This is a genomic window from Nonomuraea sp. 3N208, from assembly GCF_052245935.1.
Lineage (GTDB): Bacteria > Actinomycetota > Actinomycetes > Streptosporangiales > Streptosporangiaceae > Nonomuraea.
Map to the genome: position 1 here is coordinate 184,403 of NZ_JBQQBR010000001.1, position 16,907 is coordinate 201,309.

The following is a 16,907-nucleotide window of genomic DNA, read 5'->3' on the forward strand; positions in this document are numbered from 1 at the left end:
CCGGGCCGACGAAGGAGGACCGGTGAGCACGGAGCTTGAGAGCACGCGTCGGGCGCTGCGGGATGCCATCGCCCAGGCCGAGCGTGCGGCCGAGCTGGTCAGGCTGCTGGATGCCGCCCAGGGCCGGCTGGCCGCGGCCGAGCGGAGCGTCGAGGAGTCCAAGGCGCTGGCCGAGCGGCTGAGCGCGACCGAGGAGCGGCTCGAGGTCGAGCAGGCCGCCGCGGACAGGCTGCGTAAGGAGCTGGCCGAGCAGCGTTTCCAGGCCGAGGTGGCCAACTGGAAACTGTCCTCGATCAAGGTCGCCCGCTGGAACCGCCTCGGCGACGCCATCAAGAGCGGCAAGAGCAACCCGGTGCGGCTCGCCAGGGGCCTGAGGGGCGCCGCCAAGCCGGTCAAGCGCCCCATTGCGCCCAAGCGCAAGCCGCCCGCGGCCGTCAAACAGGCCGACGAGCGCCCCGGGGCCGCGTTCCAGGCCACGACCTCGACCAGGACGCTCGGGGGCGCCTCGTTCAAGCTCAAGCCGTTCCGGGTGCCGACCGGCCCCAACACGCGGCCGCACCTGACGGCCGCGGTGATCGCCGACCCGCACGCCGAGGCGCTCCTGCGCTACGAGTGGCGCCAGACCACCGGCTTCACGCCGCGCGACTTCGCCCGGGTGCTCCCGCTCGAGGTGCCCCACCTGCTCGTCGTCGAGTCGGTCACGCAGGGGCCGTGGGCGGAGGAGATCATCGGCGAGCCGGGCGAGGGCATCAAGGCGCTGCTCGCCTGGTGCGCCGAGCGCGGCATCCGCACCGTCTTCTGGCACACGCAGGGCGAGGTGAGCGAGTACGCCGCGACCGCCCAGCTGTTCGAGCACCGGTTCACGAACGACCTGGCGGTGGCCTGGCCGCGGCTGCAGTTCGGGATCCAGCCCAGGATCCACAACCCGTTGCCGCTCGCCGGCGGGCGGATCGACCGGGTGCTCACGCTCGACCAGCTGCTGCCCGGCCACCTGAGCTACCCCGACGTGCTGACCTCCTACCGCTGGCCGTCCGCGGCGGACTGCCCGCCGGGCACTCCGCAGTGGCGGCTGGCCGAGATCGCCGCCTGCGGCACGCCCATCGGCACCGAGCCGGACTCGCGGCGGGCGCACGTGGCGTTGCGGCGGGCGTACCAGATGGGGACGATGACCGAGCGGATCGACGAGATGCTGGAGGCGGTCGGCCTGCCCAGCGCCCGCGCCACGCTCAACACCTCCGTGCTGTTGCCGATCATGGACCCGTACCTGATGGAGCACGGTCTGGCGCAGGTCGCCAGGCAGACGGGCGTGGCCCAGGTGATCGTCATCGGTCCGCCCGAGGCCGAGCTGCGCGCCCGCGACGTGCTGCCGGACCTGGATGTGATCTACCGGCGCCCGCATCCGGCCATGAGCGAGGGCGCGATGCTCAATGCCGGGCTCGACCTGTGCGAGGCCGACCTGGTGGCGGTCATGGACCCGCGCGACGTGTACGGCCCGCACTACCTGTCCGACCTGCGCCGGGCCTTCCTTTTCAGCACCGCGGACATCGTCGGCAAGGGCGCGTTCTACGCCCACCTGCGCAAGCCGCAGGCCACGCTGCTCAAGCAGCCCGACGCCGAATACACCTACCTCCCCGAGATCGCCGGCGCGACTCTCCTGGCCCGCCGCAACGCGCTGCGGGAACTCGGGTTCGCCGATCTGACGGACGGCTGGGACGAGGTCCTCATGCGGCAGTGCCGTACGGACGGGATCAAGGTGTTCTCCGCGGACAGGTTCGGCTACGTCCGGGTACGCGACGAGGACCGCTGGCTCCTGGGCGCCGCCCACCTGGTCGAATACGGCTCCGCCGAGCCGCACGCGCTCATCTAGAGTCGTCGGTGTGACCGCACGGGAGCTCGCCGCCGCGCTGGGGGAGCCGCCCGTGCCCGAAGGCTCGTGGGAGCGGGAGGCGGTGTACGTCTCCGCCGCGGCCCTGCGGCAGCGGGCGCCCGCGGACGCGCTCGCCGAACGGGTGCGAGCGGTGGCCGGGGTCGCGGGCGTTGAGGTGCGGGGCGACGGGTTCCTGCGGATCACCGTGGCGGTGCCCGGCGAGCTGCTGGAGTCGATGGAGCCTGTCGAGATCCCCGAGCCGGCGTGGCCGGATTTTCCTCGCACCTGGGACAACCCGGGATTCGTGGTGCGGTACGGGCATGCGCGGGCCCGCGCCGTGCGGCGCTGGGCCAGGGAGCTGGGGGTGCGGGAGGCCGGGTTCCGGCCCGAGGTGCTCGACGACCCCTACGATCGGCGGGTGCTGCGGGTGCTGGCCGAGCTGCCTGGGCGGGTGCTCAGCAGGGAACCGGGGTGGGAGACGTACCTGCTGCGGCTGGCGCTGGCCTTCCACGACGCCCACGAGCACGCTCCCGCCGTGCCTCGTGGGGACGAGCCGGTCACGCCGGTGCACACGGCTCGGGTACGGCTGGCGGAGGCCGTCGGGGGAGTGTTGATGGGCCCGGACCGGTTGTGATGGATTGCAAAATATTCGGCCAAATGGCGAAAAATCGTAAAAATCTCTCTTCTGGGGCTTGATCGCGTCTCGATACGTGGGCAGCGGGTCATGGCGCGGTTGCGGTTCCGATAGCCTCGATCGGGTGAGCCGATTCGTCCATCCCGCCGGGGACCGGCATGCCGAGATGCTGCCCCACGAGCGCCCGCCGCAGGCGCCCGCCGACCTCAACCGGATCGATCCCGCGATCTGGCCGCGAACGTCGACCCGGACCGATGGCACGCTCACGGTCGGCGGTGTGGACGTCCGCGATCTGGCCCGCGACTACGGCACGCCGCTCTACGTCCTCGACGAGGACGACGTGCGCTCGCGCATGCGCGACTACGCCACGGCGTTCGCCGGCTCGGACGTGCATTACGCCGGCAAGGCGTTCCTGTGCAAGGAGCTCGTGCGCTGGCTGGATGACGAGGGCCTCGGGCTCGACGTGGCCAGCGGTGGCGAGCTGGCGGTGGCCCTCAGCGTCGGCTTCCCGCCCGAGCGGATCACCATGCACGGCAACAACAAGTCCGTCGCCGAGCTGGCCAGGGCGCTGGAGGCCGGGGTCGGGCACATCGTGGTCGACTCCTTCGACGAGATCGCCAGGCTCGGCTACCTCGCCGAGCAGCAGGGCAAGCGGCCCAAGGTGATGATCCGGGTGACCACCGGAGTCGAGGCACACACGCACGAGTTCATCGCCACGGCGCACGACGACCAGAAGTTCGGCCTGTCGCTCAACGCCGGGACCGCGGCGGAGGCCGTGCACCGCGTCCTCGCCCTGCCGCAGCTCGAGCTCGTCGGCCTGCACTCGCACATCGGGTCCCAGATCGTCGACACGGGCGGGTTCGAGGTGGCCGCGCGGCGGCTGGCCGCGCTGCTCGTGCAGATCAAGGACGAGCACGGCGTGGTCCTGCCCGAGCTGGACCTCGGCGGCGGCTACGGCATCGCGTACGTCGACGGCGACGAGGCTCCCAACATCAAGGAGCTCGCCGACGGGCTGCGCGAGATCGTCACCAAGGTGTGCGTGGACGCCGGTCTGCCCGTGCCCCGGCTGACGGTCGAGCCAGGCCGCGGCATCGTCGGCCCAGGCGGCATCACGCTCTACGAGGTCGGCACGGTCAAGGACGTCGAAGGGCTGCGCACCTACGTCAGCGTTGACGGCGGCATGAGCGACAACATCCGCACCGCGCTCTACGGCGCCGAATACACCGCCATGCTGGCCAGCCGTGAGAGCACCGCCGAGCCCATGCTCAGCCGCCTCGTCGGCAAGCACTGCGAGAGCGGCGACATCATCGTGCGCGACTGCCACTTCCCCGCCGACCTCGCGCCGGGCGACCTGATCGCCGTGGCCGCGACCGGCGCCTACTGCCGATCGCTGGCCAGCAACTACAACTACCTGCTCAAGCCCGCCGTGGTGGCCGTCTCCGGCGGAGCCGCACGGGTGATCGTGCAGGGTGAGACCGAGGACGACCTTCTGAGGGGGCAGCTGTGAAACCGCTGAAAGTGGCTCTGCTGGGCTGCGGCGTCGTCGGCTCGCAGGTGATCAGGCTCATGCACGAGCAGGCCGACGACCTGGCGGCGCGCGTCGGGGCCCCGCTGGAGCTTGCCGGGGTCGCCGTACGCCGCCTCGGTCGCAAACGCGACGTGGACGTGGACCCGGCGCTGTTCACCACCGACGCCGAGGCGCTGGTCATGCGAGGCGACGTCGACATCGTGGTCGAGGTCATCGGCGGCATCGAGCCCGCCCGCACGCTGATCGTCTCCGCCCTGTCCAAGGGCAAGTCGGTGGTCACCGCCAACAAGGCGCTGCTGGCCGAGGACGGCGCCACCCTGCACGAGGCCGCCAGGAACGGCAACGGCGACCTCTACTTCGAGGCCAGCGTCGCCGGGGCCATCCCGCTGCTGCGGCCGCTGCGCGAGTCGCTCGCCGGCGACCACGTCAAGCGGGTGCTGGGCATCGTCAACGGCACCACCAACTACATCCTCGACAAGATGGACTCCACGGGCGCCTCGTTCACCGACGCCCTGGAGGAGGCGCAGACCCTCGGCTACGCCGAGGCCGACCCGACGGCCGACGTCGAGGGCTTCGACGCCGCGGCCAAGGCCGCCATCCTCGCGAGCCTCGCCTTCCACAGCCGCGTGCCCGCCGCCGCCGTGCACCGGGAGGGCATCACCGAGATCACCGCCACCGACGTGGCCTCGGCCAAGGCCATGGGCTACGTGATCAAGCTGCTGGCCATCTGCGCCCGCTCCGACGACGGCCGCTCCTTCGGGGTGCGGGTGCACCCGGCCATGATCCCGCGGACGCATCCGCTGGCCGGGGTGCGGGAGGCGTACAACGCGGTCTTCGTGGAGGCGGAGTCGGCGGGGCAGCTGATGTTCTACGGCAAGGGAGCCGGCGGCGCGCCCACGGCCTCGGCCGTGCTCGGCGACATCGTGGCCGTCGGCCGCAACCGCCTGGCCGGCACGCACGGGCCCGAGGAGTCCACCTACGCGGACCTGGCCGTGCACCCCATGGGCGAGACCGTCACGCGCTGCCACGTGGCGCTGGACGTGGCCGACAAGCCTGGTGTGCTGGCGCGCGTGGCGGAGTTGTTCGCCAAGCACGACGTGTCGATCCAGACCGTGCGCCAGGAGGGGCACGGTGACGACGCCCAGCTGGTCATCGTCACCCACCGAGCCACGGACGCGGCGCTGTCGGCGACGATGGAAGGGCTGCGGGAGCTGGACATCGTCCGCGCGGTGGCCAGCGTGATGCGCGTGGAGGGCGACGACTAGGGCGTCAGGAGTCCGGGAAGGCCAGGTTGCGGACGCGGCGGACGGCTCGTTTCAGCACCGTGCGGTTCTGCTCGCGGGTCAGGCGGACCGCCTCGCGGCGCCAGGCCTCGGCCTTCTCGCGCCAGCGGGCCGCGTCCCTGCTGTTCTTGCCCGCTTCCCGCTTCAGCTGGCCGAGCTCGGCGCGGAGGGCGGCCACGCGCTTGCGGTAGAGGGCGATCTCCTTCTCGTGCGCGGCCGTGATCCTGGCCACCTCCGAGATCCGTTTCTTGCGCGGCGGGTAGACGGCCGGCCGGCGTGTGAATCCCCACGTCTCGCCGTCCACCCATTCCACGCCGAACAGGGCGTCGATCAGGTCTTCCTCGTCATCGTCCGGGGCCGCCACCAGGGCGGCTCTTGACAGGGCGGCCGTGCGGTCCAGGCGGGCCACGGCCACACCCTGCCCGGTCTCCTCCAGAGCGATGCGGAGTGCGCCCGAGTCGTGCTCCTCCATGTGCTCGATCAGGCGCTCCAGCGTGTCCGTGGACACGACCCAGCCCGGAGGCACCTGGAGGCGGAACGGGGCGCCGTTGGTGACGGGGCCGGATTCCAGCCGGACCCGAGGATCATGCTCGAACGTGGCGTGGATGAGGCGTAGATCGAGGTCCGGGTCGCGGAGCGGGGAACGGCGGTCGCCGGTCAGTGACTGCCATGGGCCCGTGATGGTGACGCCGGCGTCGGGGATCGAGGACGCCAGCAGGGCGTCGACGGTGGCCCGGACGTCCTCGTACGAGCCCGGCGGCACCACCGCGTCCACGTACGGGACCAGCCACTGGCGGCCCGGGTCGGTGCGCAGGTAGCGGCGGTAGGGGACGCGGTCGGCGACGTACGGGTCGTTGTAGCGCTTCAGCGCCGCGAAGTCGCGCATCGCCGTCGGCAGGCCGACGTGCCACGCGCGGGACTCCGGATCCGGGACGAACACCGCGCCGGCCTGGGTCAGCCGGTAGCCCAGCTCCGTGTCCTCCGCCAGCACGAGCGAGGTGTCCATGCCGCCGATCGACCGCAGCAGCGCGGCCGGGTACGACACCGTGGCCCCCACGTGGATGCGGGTCGCCAGTGAGCTGGGGGCGCCGCGCAGGCCGTCGTGGTCCAGGATGATCTTCTCGGCCCAGTCGTGCCGCTCGAGGGCGAGCGGGAAGAGAGCGTGCTCCGCGCCCGACTCCACGGCCTCGCGCACCTGCTCGGGCGAGGGGAGCGCGTCGGACGCGGTGAAGTCGATCCAGCCCAGCGCCACCACGTACGGCGCCAGGTGGTGCCAGCGCAGCTGGGCCTCCACGTGACGCCGATGCGGCACCATGTCGGCGTCCAGCACGAACACGACCTGGCCAGCGGCGGCGTCCAGTCCCGCCTGCACCGCCCACGCCCGGCCCCAGCCGCCCGGCGGGCTGGAGATCAGCTTGGTCTTGGCCGGGGCGAGGGCGGGGACGCGCAGCGGGGTGGAGCTGCCGTCGTCCACCACGATCACGTCGAGGAGGTGCTCCGGGTAGCTCTGGGCCGAGAGGGCGGCCAGGGTCAGGTCCAACGTCTCCTGGCGGTCGTGGGCCGGGATGACGACCGTGACCGTCAACGTGGGCTGCCACGCGCCCAGCGCGGGCGGGGTGAGCACGCCGAAGTCGTTGTGCGGAATCCGAGGGATCACGGGCGCAGGCTCCCGTCCAGCTCCATGAGGGCGTTCGGGCGGAAGCCGCGCCACTGCTGCCTGTTGCGCTGCAGGAACGTGCCGATCGGCTCCTGCCACGTGTGATTGGCCGCCGGGCCCCTGCGCAGGATGTAGCCCAGACCGTGGGTCCGGTAGATCTGGCCGCCGGCCGCCTGCAGGGCCTCCTGGAACTGGGTGTCCACCGAGCGCCGCAACGGCCGGAACCCGCCCACCGCCTGGAACGCCGAGCGCTCCACCAGGATCGTGCCGCCGGCGATGAAGCTGGTGATCTGCTCGGTGATCTGCTTGCGGTGCACGGTGACGTCGATGGAGGACAGGTAGACGAACTCCGGCACCGTGCCGACCACTTGAGCACCGGAGTACGAATGCGCCAGCAGCAGATCGGACAGGAAGTCGGGGCCGTACCAGTCGTCGTCGTCCATCTTCAGCAGGAACGAGCCCGACGCCCTGGCGGCCGCCTCGTTCAGCACCTTTCCGAAGACCGCCTGGTGGTCGGCCTCGTACACGGTGAGCGGGCCGTCATATGCCGCGATCGCGGACGCCACGTCCGGATGGCCCTTCGGCACCCCGTGCAGGGCCAGGATCACCTCGAGCCGCACGTCACGCTGGCGGGCGATCTGGTCGAGGGCGAAGGCGACCATTTCGGTACGGCGGGTCGCCAGCAGCACCGACGTGAGCGGGGGAGCGGGGGCGGGCGCGCCGAGCTGCTCCCACCTGGCGGCCACGCCGTGGGTACGCAGGGCCGCGCGGCGCAGGCGAATGCTGTGCTCCTCCCGCCGGAGCTCGTCGGTGAGGTCCGGGCAGTGCTCGATGAGCCCGATGACGTCCTCGCCGAGCGCGCCGGCCCAGCGCGGCGCCGCTTCCGCCACCAGGGGCACGCCGGCTGCGGACAGTCCGGCCAGGACGCGTACGGCGGTCAGCGGGCCGCTGTGCGCGTGCCGCCAGTCCACCTCGACGCCGCGGATCTGGCGCAGCCTGGCCACGTCCGCGTCGGTGACGCCGCCGGACTCCGCGAACGACATCACGACCTTTCCGTCCAGCACCACGGACCAGCGGCCGTCCCGCTCGGCCAGGGACGCCATGCCCCGGGAGGGGGTCGTCACGAAACCCATGGGGTTGACCAGGCGCTCGTCCACCGGGGGGATCATCGAGGGCTCGCCGAGCACGTCGGGATCGGCCAGCGGCGAATCGGCCATCCCCGGCCGGCCGAGGCGCTCCCAGCTGGCCGCCTGAATCGTCGGCCGCTCGATGGGCGTCTCATCCCCGGCCCACTCGACCAGCCCGGTCTCCTCGCCCCACCTGTCCGGGGCCGCGTCTCCGGCCGGGTCGCCGTGCTGGGCTGAGGCAACGTCCTCAGGCGATTCACCCGATTCCACCTGCTCGTCCCGCCCAGCCGGACGGCCCTCCTCGTCGCGTCCGGCCATGACCGTGCCCTCGGCCGATGTAGCCGCTCGTTCGGGTTGGACGGCGGCGATCGTTGCCTCGGCGGCGGAACGGCGGTCGGAGCGGCCGATCGTGCGCAGGACCATGTCGCTGCCCGGCGCGCCGACCCGCTCGGGGACGGGCCCCGTGATCTCGGTAGGCGTCGCGTTCGGGTCGCCCGGCCGCCAGTCGGCCGCCCCGACGCCGGCGATCGCGGCCGCGGGCGCGGTGATCACGTCCAGCCGGTGCCCGGCGAACGCCCGCGCCGTGGCCGCCACCGTACGACCGGAGGGCGTGGGCGCGGAGAAACGGGCGTCCACCACCCAGACCCGGTTCTTGGGCTGGTACACCCGCAGATCGGTCAGCGACCGCCACCGCTGCGCGGGCGTCGGCGTGGGCACGGGCGCCGGATGGGCGGCAGGCGTATCCAGCACCGCCACCACCACCCGCTCCGCCTGCGGCAGCAGCTTGTGCAGTGTGGCGATGCGCCGCAGGTCGGCCGGCGTCTTGGCCAGCACGAGAACCTCCCGCACCGGCTCGGGCTCGGCGGCCGGCTCCAGCAGATCCCGGTCGAGATCGACGACCGCACCCCGCTCGCCCACACCGGACCCGGCCGACGCGCCAGACCCGCAGGCCGAGGCGTCCGCCGCGGTGTAGACCGGGTCGACGTCGTCGATCCCGGCGAAGAACACACGAGCCCCGCGCAACTCCGCCAGCAACTCCCGGATCATCCGGCGCTCCGCAGATGCCTGATCAGCGAGCTCAACGGCCCTCGCCCAGCGGCTTCGGCAGGCTGGGGGGTGGTGGCCGCGGACAGCCGCTCGACCTCGGCCTTCAGCCGCTCCACCTCGCCCCGCAGCGCCTTGATCTCGCGCTGTCGCTGGCCCGCCAGCGTCCGCCACTTGGCCGCGTCTCCGGTCAACGGCTCGGCCTCCTCCGCGATCGCGAAGTCGTACTCGCTCCCGCTGACCCACTCGGACCCGTACATCTCGTCCACCAGGTCATCGGGCCGGCCGTCGAAAAAGGCGGCGCGGGAGAAGGCGGCCGTGCGCTCCAGGCGGGCGGCGACGACCCCGTCCTGACCCTCCGTCAGCGCCACGCTCACGAGCCCGAGGAGGACCTTGTCGGCGTGCCGTACCAGCTTGGCCAGCGTGTCGGCGCCCAGCACCCACCCGGTCGGGAGATGCAGCAGGAAGGGGGAGGGGGCGGCGGAGGCGGGTACGCTTTCCGCGAACACGACGCGCGGCTCGTGCGCATACAAATTGTGCAGAAGACGCAGGTCGAGCAGGGGGTCGTCGAGGTTGGCCCGGCGTTCGCCGGTCAGCTTGCCCCAAGGACCGACGAGCGTGACGGCGGCGTCCGTCAGGGTCCCGGCGAGCGCCGAGTCCACGCTCGCCCGTGTCTGCTCGTACGTCGTGGCCGTCACGACCGCCCGCAGGTACGGCACGAGCCAGTGGCGGCGCGGGTGGTTACGCAGCCAGCGCAGGTCGGGGATCAGATCGCCCAGGTACGACCAGTTGTGTCGGTGCACCTCCTTCTCCCGCACCATCACGGTGGACGGCCCGACGTGCCAGGCCCGTGCCTCGGCATCGGGGATGAACACGGCCCCGGCCTGCGCCAGCCGGTAGCCCAGCTCGGTGTCCTCGGCCATGTTCAGCCCGGTGTCCACGCCGCCGGCCGCGCGCAACAGGTCGGCCCGTACGGAGGTGGAGGCGCCCGTGTGCAGCAGGTACGCGCTGGACCCGGCGTCCTTGAGCCGCCGCGTCGACTCCAGCGTCTTTCTCGTGTACTTGGACTGGACGCCCTCCTCGCCCGGAGCCTCCACGAACCGCGTCTCGCCGATCACCACCGCGTAGTCGACAAGGTGGTGCCAGCGCATGTGCGCCTCGAGATGGTCCTCGGCCAGCAGCATGTCCGAGTCCAGCCAGTGGATCACCGTCCCTGAGGCCGCGAGCTGCCCGGTCTGCCTGGCCGCGCCACGCCCCCACCCCTCGCTCACGCGTACGACCCGGGCGCCCGGCACGTCCTCCAGCGGCGGCCGGCTCCCATCGTCCGCGACGACCACCTCGATGAGCTCGGCAGGGTACGTCTGCCGCGCCAGCGCCGCGACCGTGCGGCCCAGCGCGTCCGCGCAGTTGTAGGCGGGGATGACCACGGAGACGGTCAGCGAGGGCTCCCAGGCCCCGATCGCGGGCGGCCGCAGCACGCCGTAGTCGTTGTGCCTGACCTGGCTCGTCATACCGCGACATCCTTTGCCAGCGCACGGACTTCTTCGCGCAGGTCTTCCAGCTCACGCGCCCGCGCCATGGCGTTGACCCGGTCCTCGCCGAGCGAGGCCAGGATCGCGCCGAGGTCGTCGGCACGCCGCGCCGCCGACTCCTCCACGGCCCGCACCAGCAGGTCCAGCCTGGTGTCGAGGTTCTTGAGCGCGGTGGTGGTACGGGCCAGCTCGGCTTCGTACTTCTTGATCCGCAGGTCGATACGGTGCGCCTTGCCGTCGACACGGCGCACGATGAGCACGAGGAACGCCAGGGCCGCCAGCGCCACTAGGAACGCCGCCGTGGCCGCCGCCGCGCCCATAGTGATCAGGCCGGCGAGGACGAGGACAACGAGCACAACGGCGACCAGGACCGAGAGGAGTGCGCCGGTCGCTGCCAATCGGCGGGGCGAAAGCATCCGCGCATACCTTTCATTGATCACGCCTTGTCGGCGCGCACCTCAGGAACAACCGAGGCGTCAGGGACATGTCGGGATTATTGACACCTTAATAAACATCGGCCACTACCGTGCCATAAGTTCCTGGAGGAAGACTGAGAATCACAGCCCCAGGACCTGCGATACCTGTCCTGCCGAAAGTGTGCCCCGCGTCTACTGGTCAGTAAAACCGGCGTAAGGTAGGCGCCGACCGATCCCACGGAGGAGCACCCATCGATGTCCGTCACCCCCTGCGGCTTCGCGCGTACGCCGGAGAAGGGGCTGGCCCGCCTGCACTGGGCGGACGGCGGCTGGGCGGTCGACGGCAGGCCGCCGGACGTGCCGGCGCTGCGTGCGCTGCGTGGGCTGGAGATCGAGTGGCCCGAGGCCGAAGTGCCGGAGGTCGCGCTGGACGGCCTGCTGCGCCTGGCCGCCGCAGGGATCCCGCTGACGGCCGACCGGGCCGCCCCCTGGGTGCCCGCAGATCTCGCGGCCCTGCTCACCGACCGGGCCTGGCTCGACCACGCACCCGACGGCAGCACGCGGTGCCTGGCCGACCTGCGGCGGGAGGAGCACAGCGTACTCCTGCGCCGCTTAGCCCACCCCACTCCGGTGCCCGAGATCAGCATCGTCATGTCGAGCAAACGACCGAGCCTGGTCGGCGCGGCACTGGCGCAGATGGAGCGGCAGCGCGGCGTCGCGGCCGAGGTGCTGCTGGGGTTGCACGGGGTGGCGTTCGAGCAGGTACACGCGGCGGTCGAGAGTTGTCCGCTGCCGGTGAAATGGGTCGAGGCCGAAGCCTCCGTGCCGTTCGGCGAGGTGCTCAACCGGGCCGCGGCCCTGGCTAGCGGCGAGCACCTGGTCAAATGGGACGACGACGACTGGTACGGCCCTCGGCACCTCGCCGACCTGTTCATGGCCCTGACCTACGCGGGGGCCGACGTGGTGGGCACGACGGCCGAGTTCTTCTACCTGGAGCCGCTGCGGGCCACGATCAGGCGGACGACGTTCGCCAGCGGAGCGAGCTATCCGAGCGAGGTATGGTCCGATCATGTGGCCGGAGGCACGATCATGCTGCCTTCGGTAAAATTTCGGGAAATTGGCGGGTTTCCGGGGATTTCTCGGGCTGTCGATCTCGAGTTCCTGAAGGCGGCTCAACGGGTGGGAATGCGTATTTATCGCACCCACGGGCTGGGTTACGTCCTGCGACGAGGGCCCAGCGACGAGCACACGTGGCGGTTACCGCTGGCCCACTTCCTCAAGGTGGCCGCCAACCAGTGGCGGGGCTTCCGCCCGAGCCTGCTGATGGAAGCCGCGTGACCCCGCTCATGGAGGGTCGATGAGCGCGCGCGGCAACCTCGAGGCCCAGGCCGCAGGCAGTCGCTCGGGGCCACAGGGCGAACGCATCGCCCGGGTGCGCGGCAACGACTACCGCGTGCTCCAGCCCTCGGACCGGTTCACCCCAGAGCTGATGGTCAGCGTGATCATCCCGGCCTACGGCGGGCAGGACAAGCTGGACCTGGTGCTGGCCGGGCTGGCCAGGCAGACCTACCCGGCCGAGCTCACCGAGGTCATCGTCGTCGACAACGGCAGCACGCCGCCGCTGCGCCTGCCGGCCGCCCGTCCCGCCCGTACCCGGCTGATCGTCTGCGTGGAGCCGGGCCGGGCCTCCGCCCGCAACGCCGGCCTGGCGGAGGCGACGGGTGACGTGATCCACTGGCTCGACTCCGACGTGGTGCTCACGCCCGGCGCGATCGAGGCGCATATGCGCTGGCACCACGCGGCGCCATACATGGTCGTCACCGGCTACATCAGGTTCACCTCCGCGGAGGTGCCCGCCCGGCTGCCCGACGATCTGGAAAAGCACTTCGAGCCCGCCGAGCCGCACGCCTGGATCGTGGACCTCGTCGAGCGCACGAACGGGCTCACCGACAACCCGCAGCGTCCGTTCAGCCTGCATGTGGGCGGCGCGACCTCGGTCAACGCCCGGCTGGTCGCGGCGGCGGGGCCGATGGACGAGGAGCTGATCCTGGGCCAGGACACCGAGATGGGCTACCGGCTGAGCCAGGCGGGCGCGGTCTTCGTCCCGGAGCCTGCGGCCCGCGCGTACCACCTCGGGCCGACGATGCGGATGCGCGACAAGCAGCCGATCGACCGGGTGAGCCACGCGTTGGTGGCCGACCGCATCCCGGCCTACCGCTGGCTGCGGGGGCATCCCGGGCGGCAGTGGAAGGTCCCGTACGTCATGGTCGTGGTGGACGGCACGGCAGGCTATGACTCGGTACGGGCGACGGTGGACGCTCTGCTCGCCGGCACCACTCCCGACATTTCCGTACTCCTCCTCGGCCCTTGGGACACCCTCCAGCACGAGCGCCGCGCCCCGCTCCGCGACCCCGACCTCGACCTGGTGCTGGTCCGCGGCCACTACCGGCACGAGGGCCGGGTACGCCTGTCCGCCGTCGAGGACGTCGACCCCGCCGTGCCGTTCGTGCTGCGGTTGCCGGCCGGCTGGATCCCCGGCGAGGACAGCCTGGCCCGCCTGCTCGACCTCGCCCGCGACGAAGGCCTCGGCCTCGTGAACGTGCTGCTCGACGAGTCGTCCCAAGGCGTCGTCGCGGGCCGCCTGGAACGTCTGTCCGCCTTCGCCAGGGCTCGCATCGTGGCCGAGCCTGGCGAGGAGCTAGACGACGTGGTGGACGCGGTGTCGGGCGTGTCCTGGGTCGAGGCCGAGACGTACGGGTTCACCACCGAGGCGGCGTCGCCGCTCGGGCGGCGGAGCGCGTACCGGGCCAGGGTGGAGGCCCAGGCCGACGCCGCCCGGCTGGCCAGGGAGGTCGCCAGGCTGGCCAAGGAGGCCGAGCGGCTGCGCGAGCAGGTGGCCAAGTGGAAGGAGGAGGCGGGGCGCTGGCGCAGGACGGCCGTGGATCTCCGCCGCGAGGTCGGCGCACTGCGCCGCCGGATCTCCGCCGCCACCCGCAGCCAGAAGAACCTGCGTGCCCTGGTCTCCACCACGATGAAACGCGCCTTCGGCAAACGCCTCCGCAACTGACCCACCAACCGGCCCGTCGGGCGGGCGAGGCGGGTGTGGGGGTCAGTTGGGGCGGAGGGCTGACTTCAGGCGGCGCAGGAGGGTCTTTTCCGCCGGTTCCACGGACACCGCCATCGGGCTCGGGATGGTGACCGGGTCTGGCTGCTTGGGTGCGGGCCAGTAGCGGTCCGGGGGCTCATGGCGTACCCCATGGGTGGTGTCGATGACGGCGTCCAGGTCGGCGCCGGGGCCGGCGAGCAACAGGGCGCGGCCCAACGCCGACGTGCGCTCCAGACGCGCTGTGCGCCCGTCAGGCAGGTCCACGATCAGGACGCCCGCAAGATCCTTCTGGACCGACTCGATCATGCGCTCCAGCGTCGCCTTGTGCAGGGGCACGTCCACCGGCCCGCGATAGCGGAACGGCGTCGGCGCAGGTGTGGGTGCGGCCTCGTCGATCAGGCGGATGCGTTCGTCGTGCGCGAACAGGTCACGCATCAGCCGCAGCTCGAAGCACGGATCCGACAACACCGACCGCCGCCCGGCCTCCAGCCGCGACCACGGCCCCACCAGCGTCACCACCACGTCCTGGAGCTTGCCGTCCAGCGCCGCCGTCACCGCCTGCCGCACCACGGACTCGGAGGTGTCGGTGACGTCGAGCACGATCTCCACGTACGGCACCAGCCACCGCCGCCCCCGATCCTTGCGCAGGTCCCTGCGCAGCGGGATCCGGTGCGCCAGATACGGCTCCACGGCCCGCACGGCCCGCTCCCGGTCACGGTGCTGCGCGGGCAGCCCCAGATGGACGGCCTGCGCGTCCATGTCGGGTATGAACACGACGCCGTGCATGGCCAGCCGGTAGGCGAACTCGGTGTCCCCGCCCCGCATAACGGTCGGGTCGAGCCCGCCCACGGCGTGGAAGACCTCCCTGGGAAGGGCCACGGTGGGCCCCGTGCACACGTGGTACGGATTGCGGCTCTTGCGCAGCCCGTCGGTCTTGGCGATCGTCGCCTCGGTGGAGCTGGGCGCGGCCTCGTTCAGGTTGAACAGCTCTCCCAGGTGTCCCGCCTGGAAGACCTGGCCCGGCGTGACGGGCGGCACCTCCACGAACTTCTTCATGCCGATCGAGACCAGGTAGTCCGTCATGTGGTGCCAGCGGGCCAGGGCCTCGATGTGCTCGCGGCAGGCCACCATGTCGGAGTCGAGCCGCTGGATGATCTCGCCGTCGGCGGCGTTGGCGCCGGTGTTGACGGCGCTGGAGATGCCCCAGCCGTCCCGTACGGGAACGACGCGAGTGTTGACCGGCCGGATTTCGGGCAGCCGAATAGGTGGCCGGCTGCCGTCATCGACGACGAGGACCTCCATCAGGTGGTCCGGGTACGTCTGCGCCGCCAGCGCGGCCAGCGACAGGTCGAGCTTGTCCTGCCCGCCGTGCGCGGGTATGACCACGCTCACGGAAAGGGCGGGCGACCAGGCGCCGAGCGGCGGCGTTGCCAGCGGTGAATAGTCGTTCTGCCTCAAAGCAGGACGCGCGTTCATGATGGTGACCCCCTGGGCTAGACCTTATCGGGAGATGGCGACAATGTCCTGAATAGTGGCCCTGTCCAACCGGTACGTCCGACCGGTGGACGCGAATCTGAGCCGGTCGCCCGCACCCCGTACACTCGGTGCCCAACACCGCAGGTAGGGAGTCATCAATGAGCAGGTCGTGGCGTGGCCTCATCGAGGAATACCGCGAGCGTCTTCCCGTCACGCCGAAGACGCCTGTCATCACGCTGCTTGAGGGCGGCACACCGCTGGTGCCCGCGCATCGCGTGTCGGCGCTGACGGGGTGCGACGTCTACCTGAAGGTCGAGGGGGCCAACCCGACCGGCAGCTTCAAAGACCGCGGCATGACCATGGCCATCAGCAAAGCGGTCGAGGAGGGGGCCAAGGCGGTCATCTGCGCCTCGACCGGCAACACCTCGGCCTCGGCTGCGGCCTACGCCGTTCGCGCAGGGCTGACATGCGCCGTTCTGGTCCCCCGCGGGAAGATCGCCATGGGCAAGCTGGCCCAGGCGCTCGTGCACGGTGCCACGCTGCTGCAGGTCGAGGGGTCGTTCGACGACTGCCTGGAGATGACCCGCAAGTTGTCGTCCAGCTATCCGATCGCGCTGGTCAACTCGGTCAACCCGTTCCGGCTGCAGGGACAGAAGACGGCCGCTTTCGAGATCGTGGACACGCTGGGCGACGCCCCTGACATCCACTGCATCCCAGTGGGCAACGCGGGCAACATCTCCGCCTACTGGATGGGCTACCAGGAATATTTCGCCGACGGCGTGGCGACCAAGCGGCCTCGCATGTTCGGATTCCAGGCCAGCGGCGCGGCGCCGATCGTCGAGGGCGCGCCGGTGTCCCACCCGCACACGATCGCCACCGCCATCCGCATCGGCAACCCGGCGTCCTGGGGGCTGGCCACGGCGGCCCGCGACGAGTCCGGCGGGGCCATCCAGTCGGTGACCGACCGGCAGATCGCGGCCGCGTACAAGCTGCTCGCGCAGGAGGAAGGCGTGTTCGTGGAGCTGGCCTCGGCGGCCAGCGTCGCGGGCCTCCTGCAGGCGCACGCGCAGGGGCTGGTCGAGCCGGGGCAGCGCATCGTCTGCACGGTGACGGGCAACGGGCTCAAGGACCCGGACTGGGCCATCTCGGGGGCGCCGGCGCCGGTGGTCATCCCCATCGACGTCCACGCCGCCGCGGCGGCGCTCAACCTCGCCTGACGGGACTGACAGGGAGATGC

At 71.5% G+C, this 16,907-nt stretch carries 12 protein-coding genes; 7 read left to right on the forward strand and 5 right to left on the reverse strand.

Annotation, left to right across the window (positions count from 1 at the left end; all coding sequences use genetic code 11):
* Positions 1 to 22: 22 nt before the first annotated feature.
* From ACTWPT_RS00880 to ACTWPT_RS00895, 4 genes are all read left to right on the forward strand, one after another.
* A complete protein-coding gene (locus tag ACTWPT_RS00880; protein ID WP_443175260.1) occupies positions 23 to 1,867 on the forward strand; it encodes a hypothetical protein in 1,845 nt (614 codons plus the stop codon).
* Positions 1,868 to 1,877: 10 nt separating this feature from the next.
* Positions 1,878 to 2,501, forward strand: a complete 624-nt coding sequence (locus ACTWPT_RS00885) for an anticodon-binding protein (RefSeq protein WP_443175261.1) — start codon at positions 1,878 to 1,880, stop codon at positions 2,499 to 2,501.
* 124 nt (positions 2,502 to 2,625) lie between these two features.
* Positions 2,626 to 4,008, forward strand: a complete 1,383-nt coding sequence (gene lysA / locus ACTWPT_RS00890) for a diaminopimelate decarboxylase (RefSeq protein WP_443175262.1) — start codon at positions 2,626 to 2,628, stop codon at positions 4,006 to 4,008.
* Positions 4,005 to 5,294: a homoserine dehydrogenase gene (locus tag ACTWPT_RS00895; protein ID WP_443175263.1), complete on the forward strand. Its 1,290-nt coding sequence runs from the start codon at positions 4,005 to 4,007 to the stop codon at positions 5,292 to 5,294. Before lysA ends, ACTWPT_RS00895 begins: the two co-directional genes overlap by 4 nt.
* A 4-nt stretch (positions 5,295 to 5,298) precedes the next feature.
* On the opposite strand, the gene ACTWPT_RS00900 is transcribed toward ACTWPT_RS00895, so the two are convergent.
* Genes ACTWPT_RS00900 through ACTWPT_RS00915 form a run of 4 tightly spaced genes read right to left on the reverse strand, consistent with a single transcriptional unit; the run spans position 5,299 to position 11,088 of the window.
* Positions 5,299 to 6,969 (reverse strand): glycosyltransferase, encoded by a 1,671-nt coding sequence (locus ACTWPT_RS00900; RefSeq protein WP_443175264.1) that lies wholly within the window; start codon positions 6,967 to 6,969, stop codon positions 5,299 to 5,301.
* On the reverse strand, positions 6,966 to 9,143 hold the full coding sequence (locus ACTWPT_RS00905) for a glycosyltransferase (RefSeq protein ID WP_443175265.1): 2,178 nt from the start codon (positions 9,141 to 9,143) through the stop codon (positions 6,966 to 6,968). Before ACTWPT_RS00905 ends, ACTWPT_RS00900 begins: the two co-directional genes overlap by 4 nt.
* Complete coding sequence (locus tag ACTWPT_RS00910; RefSeq protein WP_443175266.1) at positions 9,140 to 10,651, reverse strand: glycosyltransferase; 1,512 nt, start codon at positions 10,649 to 10,651, stop codon at positions 9,140 to 9,142. The genes ACTWPT_RS00905 and ACTWPT_RS00910 overlap by 4 nt, the downstream gene beginning before the upstream one ends.
* On the reverse strand, positions 10,648 to 11,088 hold the full coding sequence (locus ACTWPT_RS00915) for a hypothetical protein (protein WP_443175267.1): 441 nt from the start codon (positions 11,086 to 11,088) through the stop codon (positions 10,648 to 10,650). The genes ACTWPT_RS00910 and ACTWPT_RS00915 overlap by 4 nt, the downstream gene beginning before the upstream one ends.
* 255 nt (positions 11,089 to 11,343) lie before the next feature.
* Between ACTWPT_RS00915 and ACTWPT_RS00920 the strand changes: the two genes are divergently transcribed.
* Positions 11,344 to 12,426, forward strand: coding sequence for a glycosyltransferase family 2 protein (locus ACTWPT_RS00920; RefSeq protein WP_443175268.1), 1,083 nt, complete (start codon positions 11,344 to 11,346; stop codon positions 12,424 to 12,426).
* Positions 12,427 to 12,445: 19 nt separating this feature from the next.
* Positions 12,446 to 14,155: a glycosyltransferase gene (locus ACTWPT_RS00925; RefSeq protein WP_443175269.1), complete on the forward strand. Its 1,710-nt coding sequence runs from the start codon at positions 12,446 to 12,448 to the stop codon at positions 14,153 to 14,155.
* Positions 14,156 to 14,197: 42 nt separating this feature from the next.
* Here ACTWPT_RS00925 and ACTWPT_RS00930 read toward each other — a convergent pair whose 3' ends face one another.
* Positions 14,198 to 15,670: a glycosyltransferase family 2 protein gene (locus tag ACTWPT_RS00930; protein WP_443175270.1), complete on the reverse strand. Its 1,473-nt coding sequence runs from the start codon at positions 15,668 to 15,670 to the stop codon at positions 14,198 to 14,200.
* A 158-nt stretch (positions 15,671 to 15,828) separates the two neighbouring features.
* On the opposite strand from ACTWPT_RS00930, the gene thrC reads away from it, so the two are divergent.
* Positions 15,829 to 16,887, forward strand: a complete 1,059-nt coding sequence (thrC, locus tag ACTWPT_RS00935; protein WP_327584946.1) for a threonine synthase — start codon at positions 15,829 to 15,831, stop codon at positions 16,885 to 16,887.
* Positions 16,888 to 16,907: the final 20 nt, after the last annotated feature.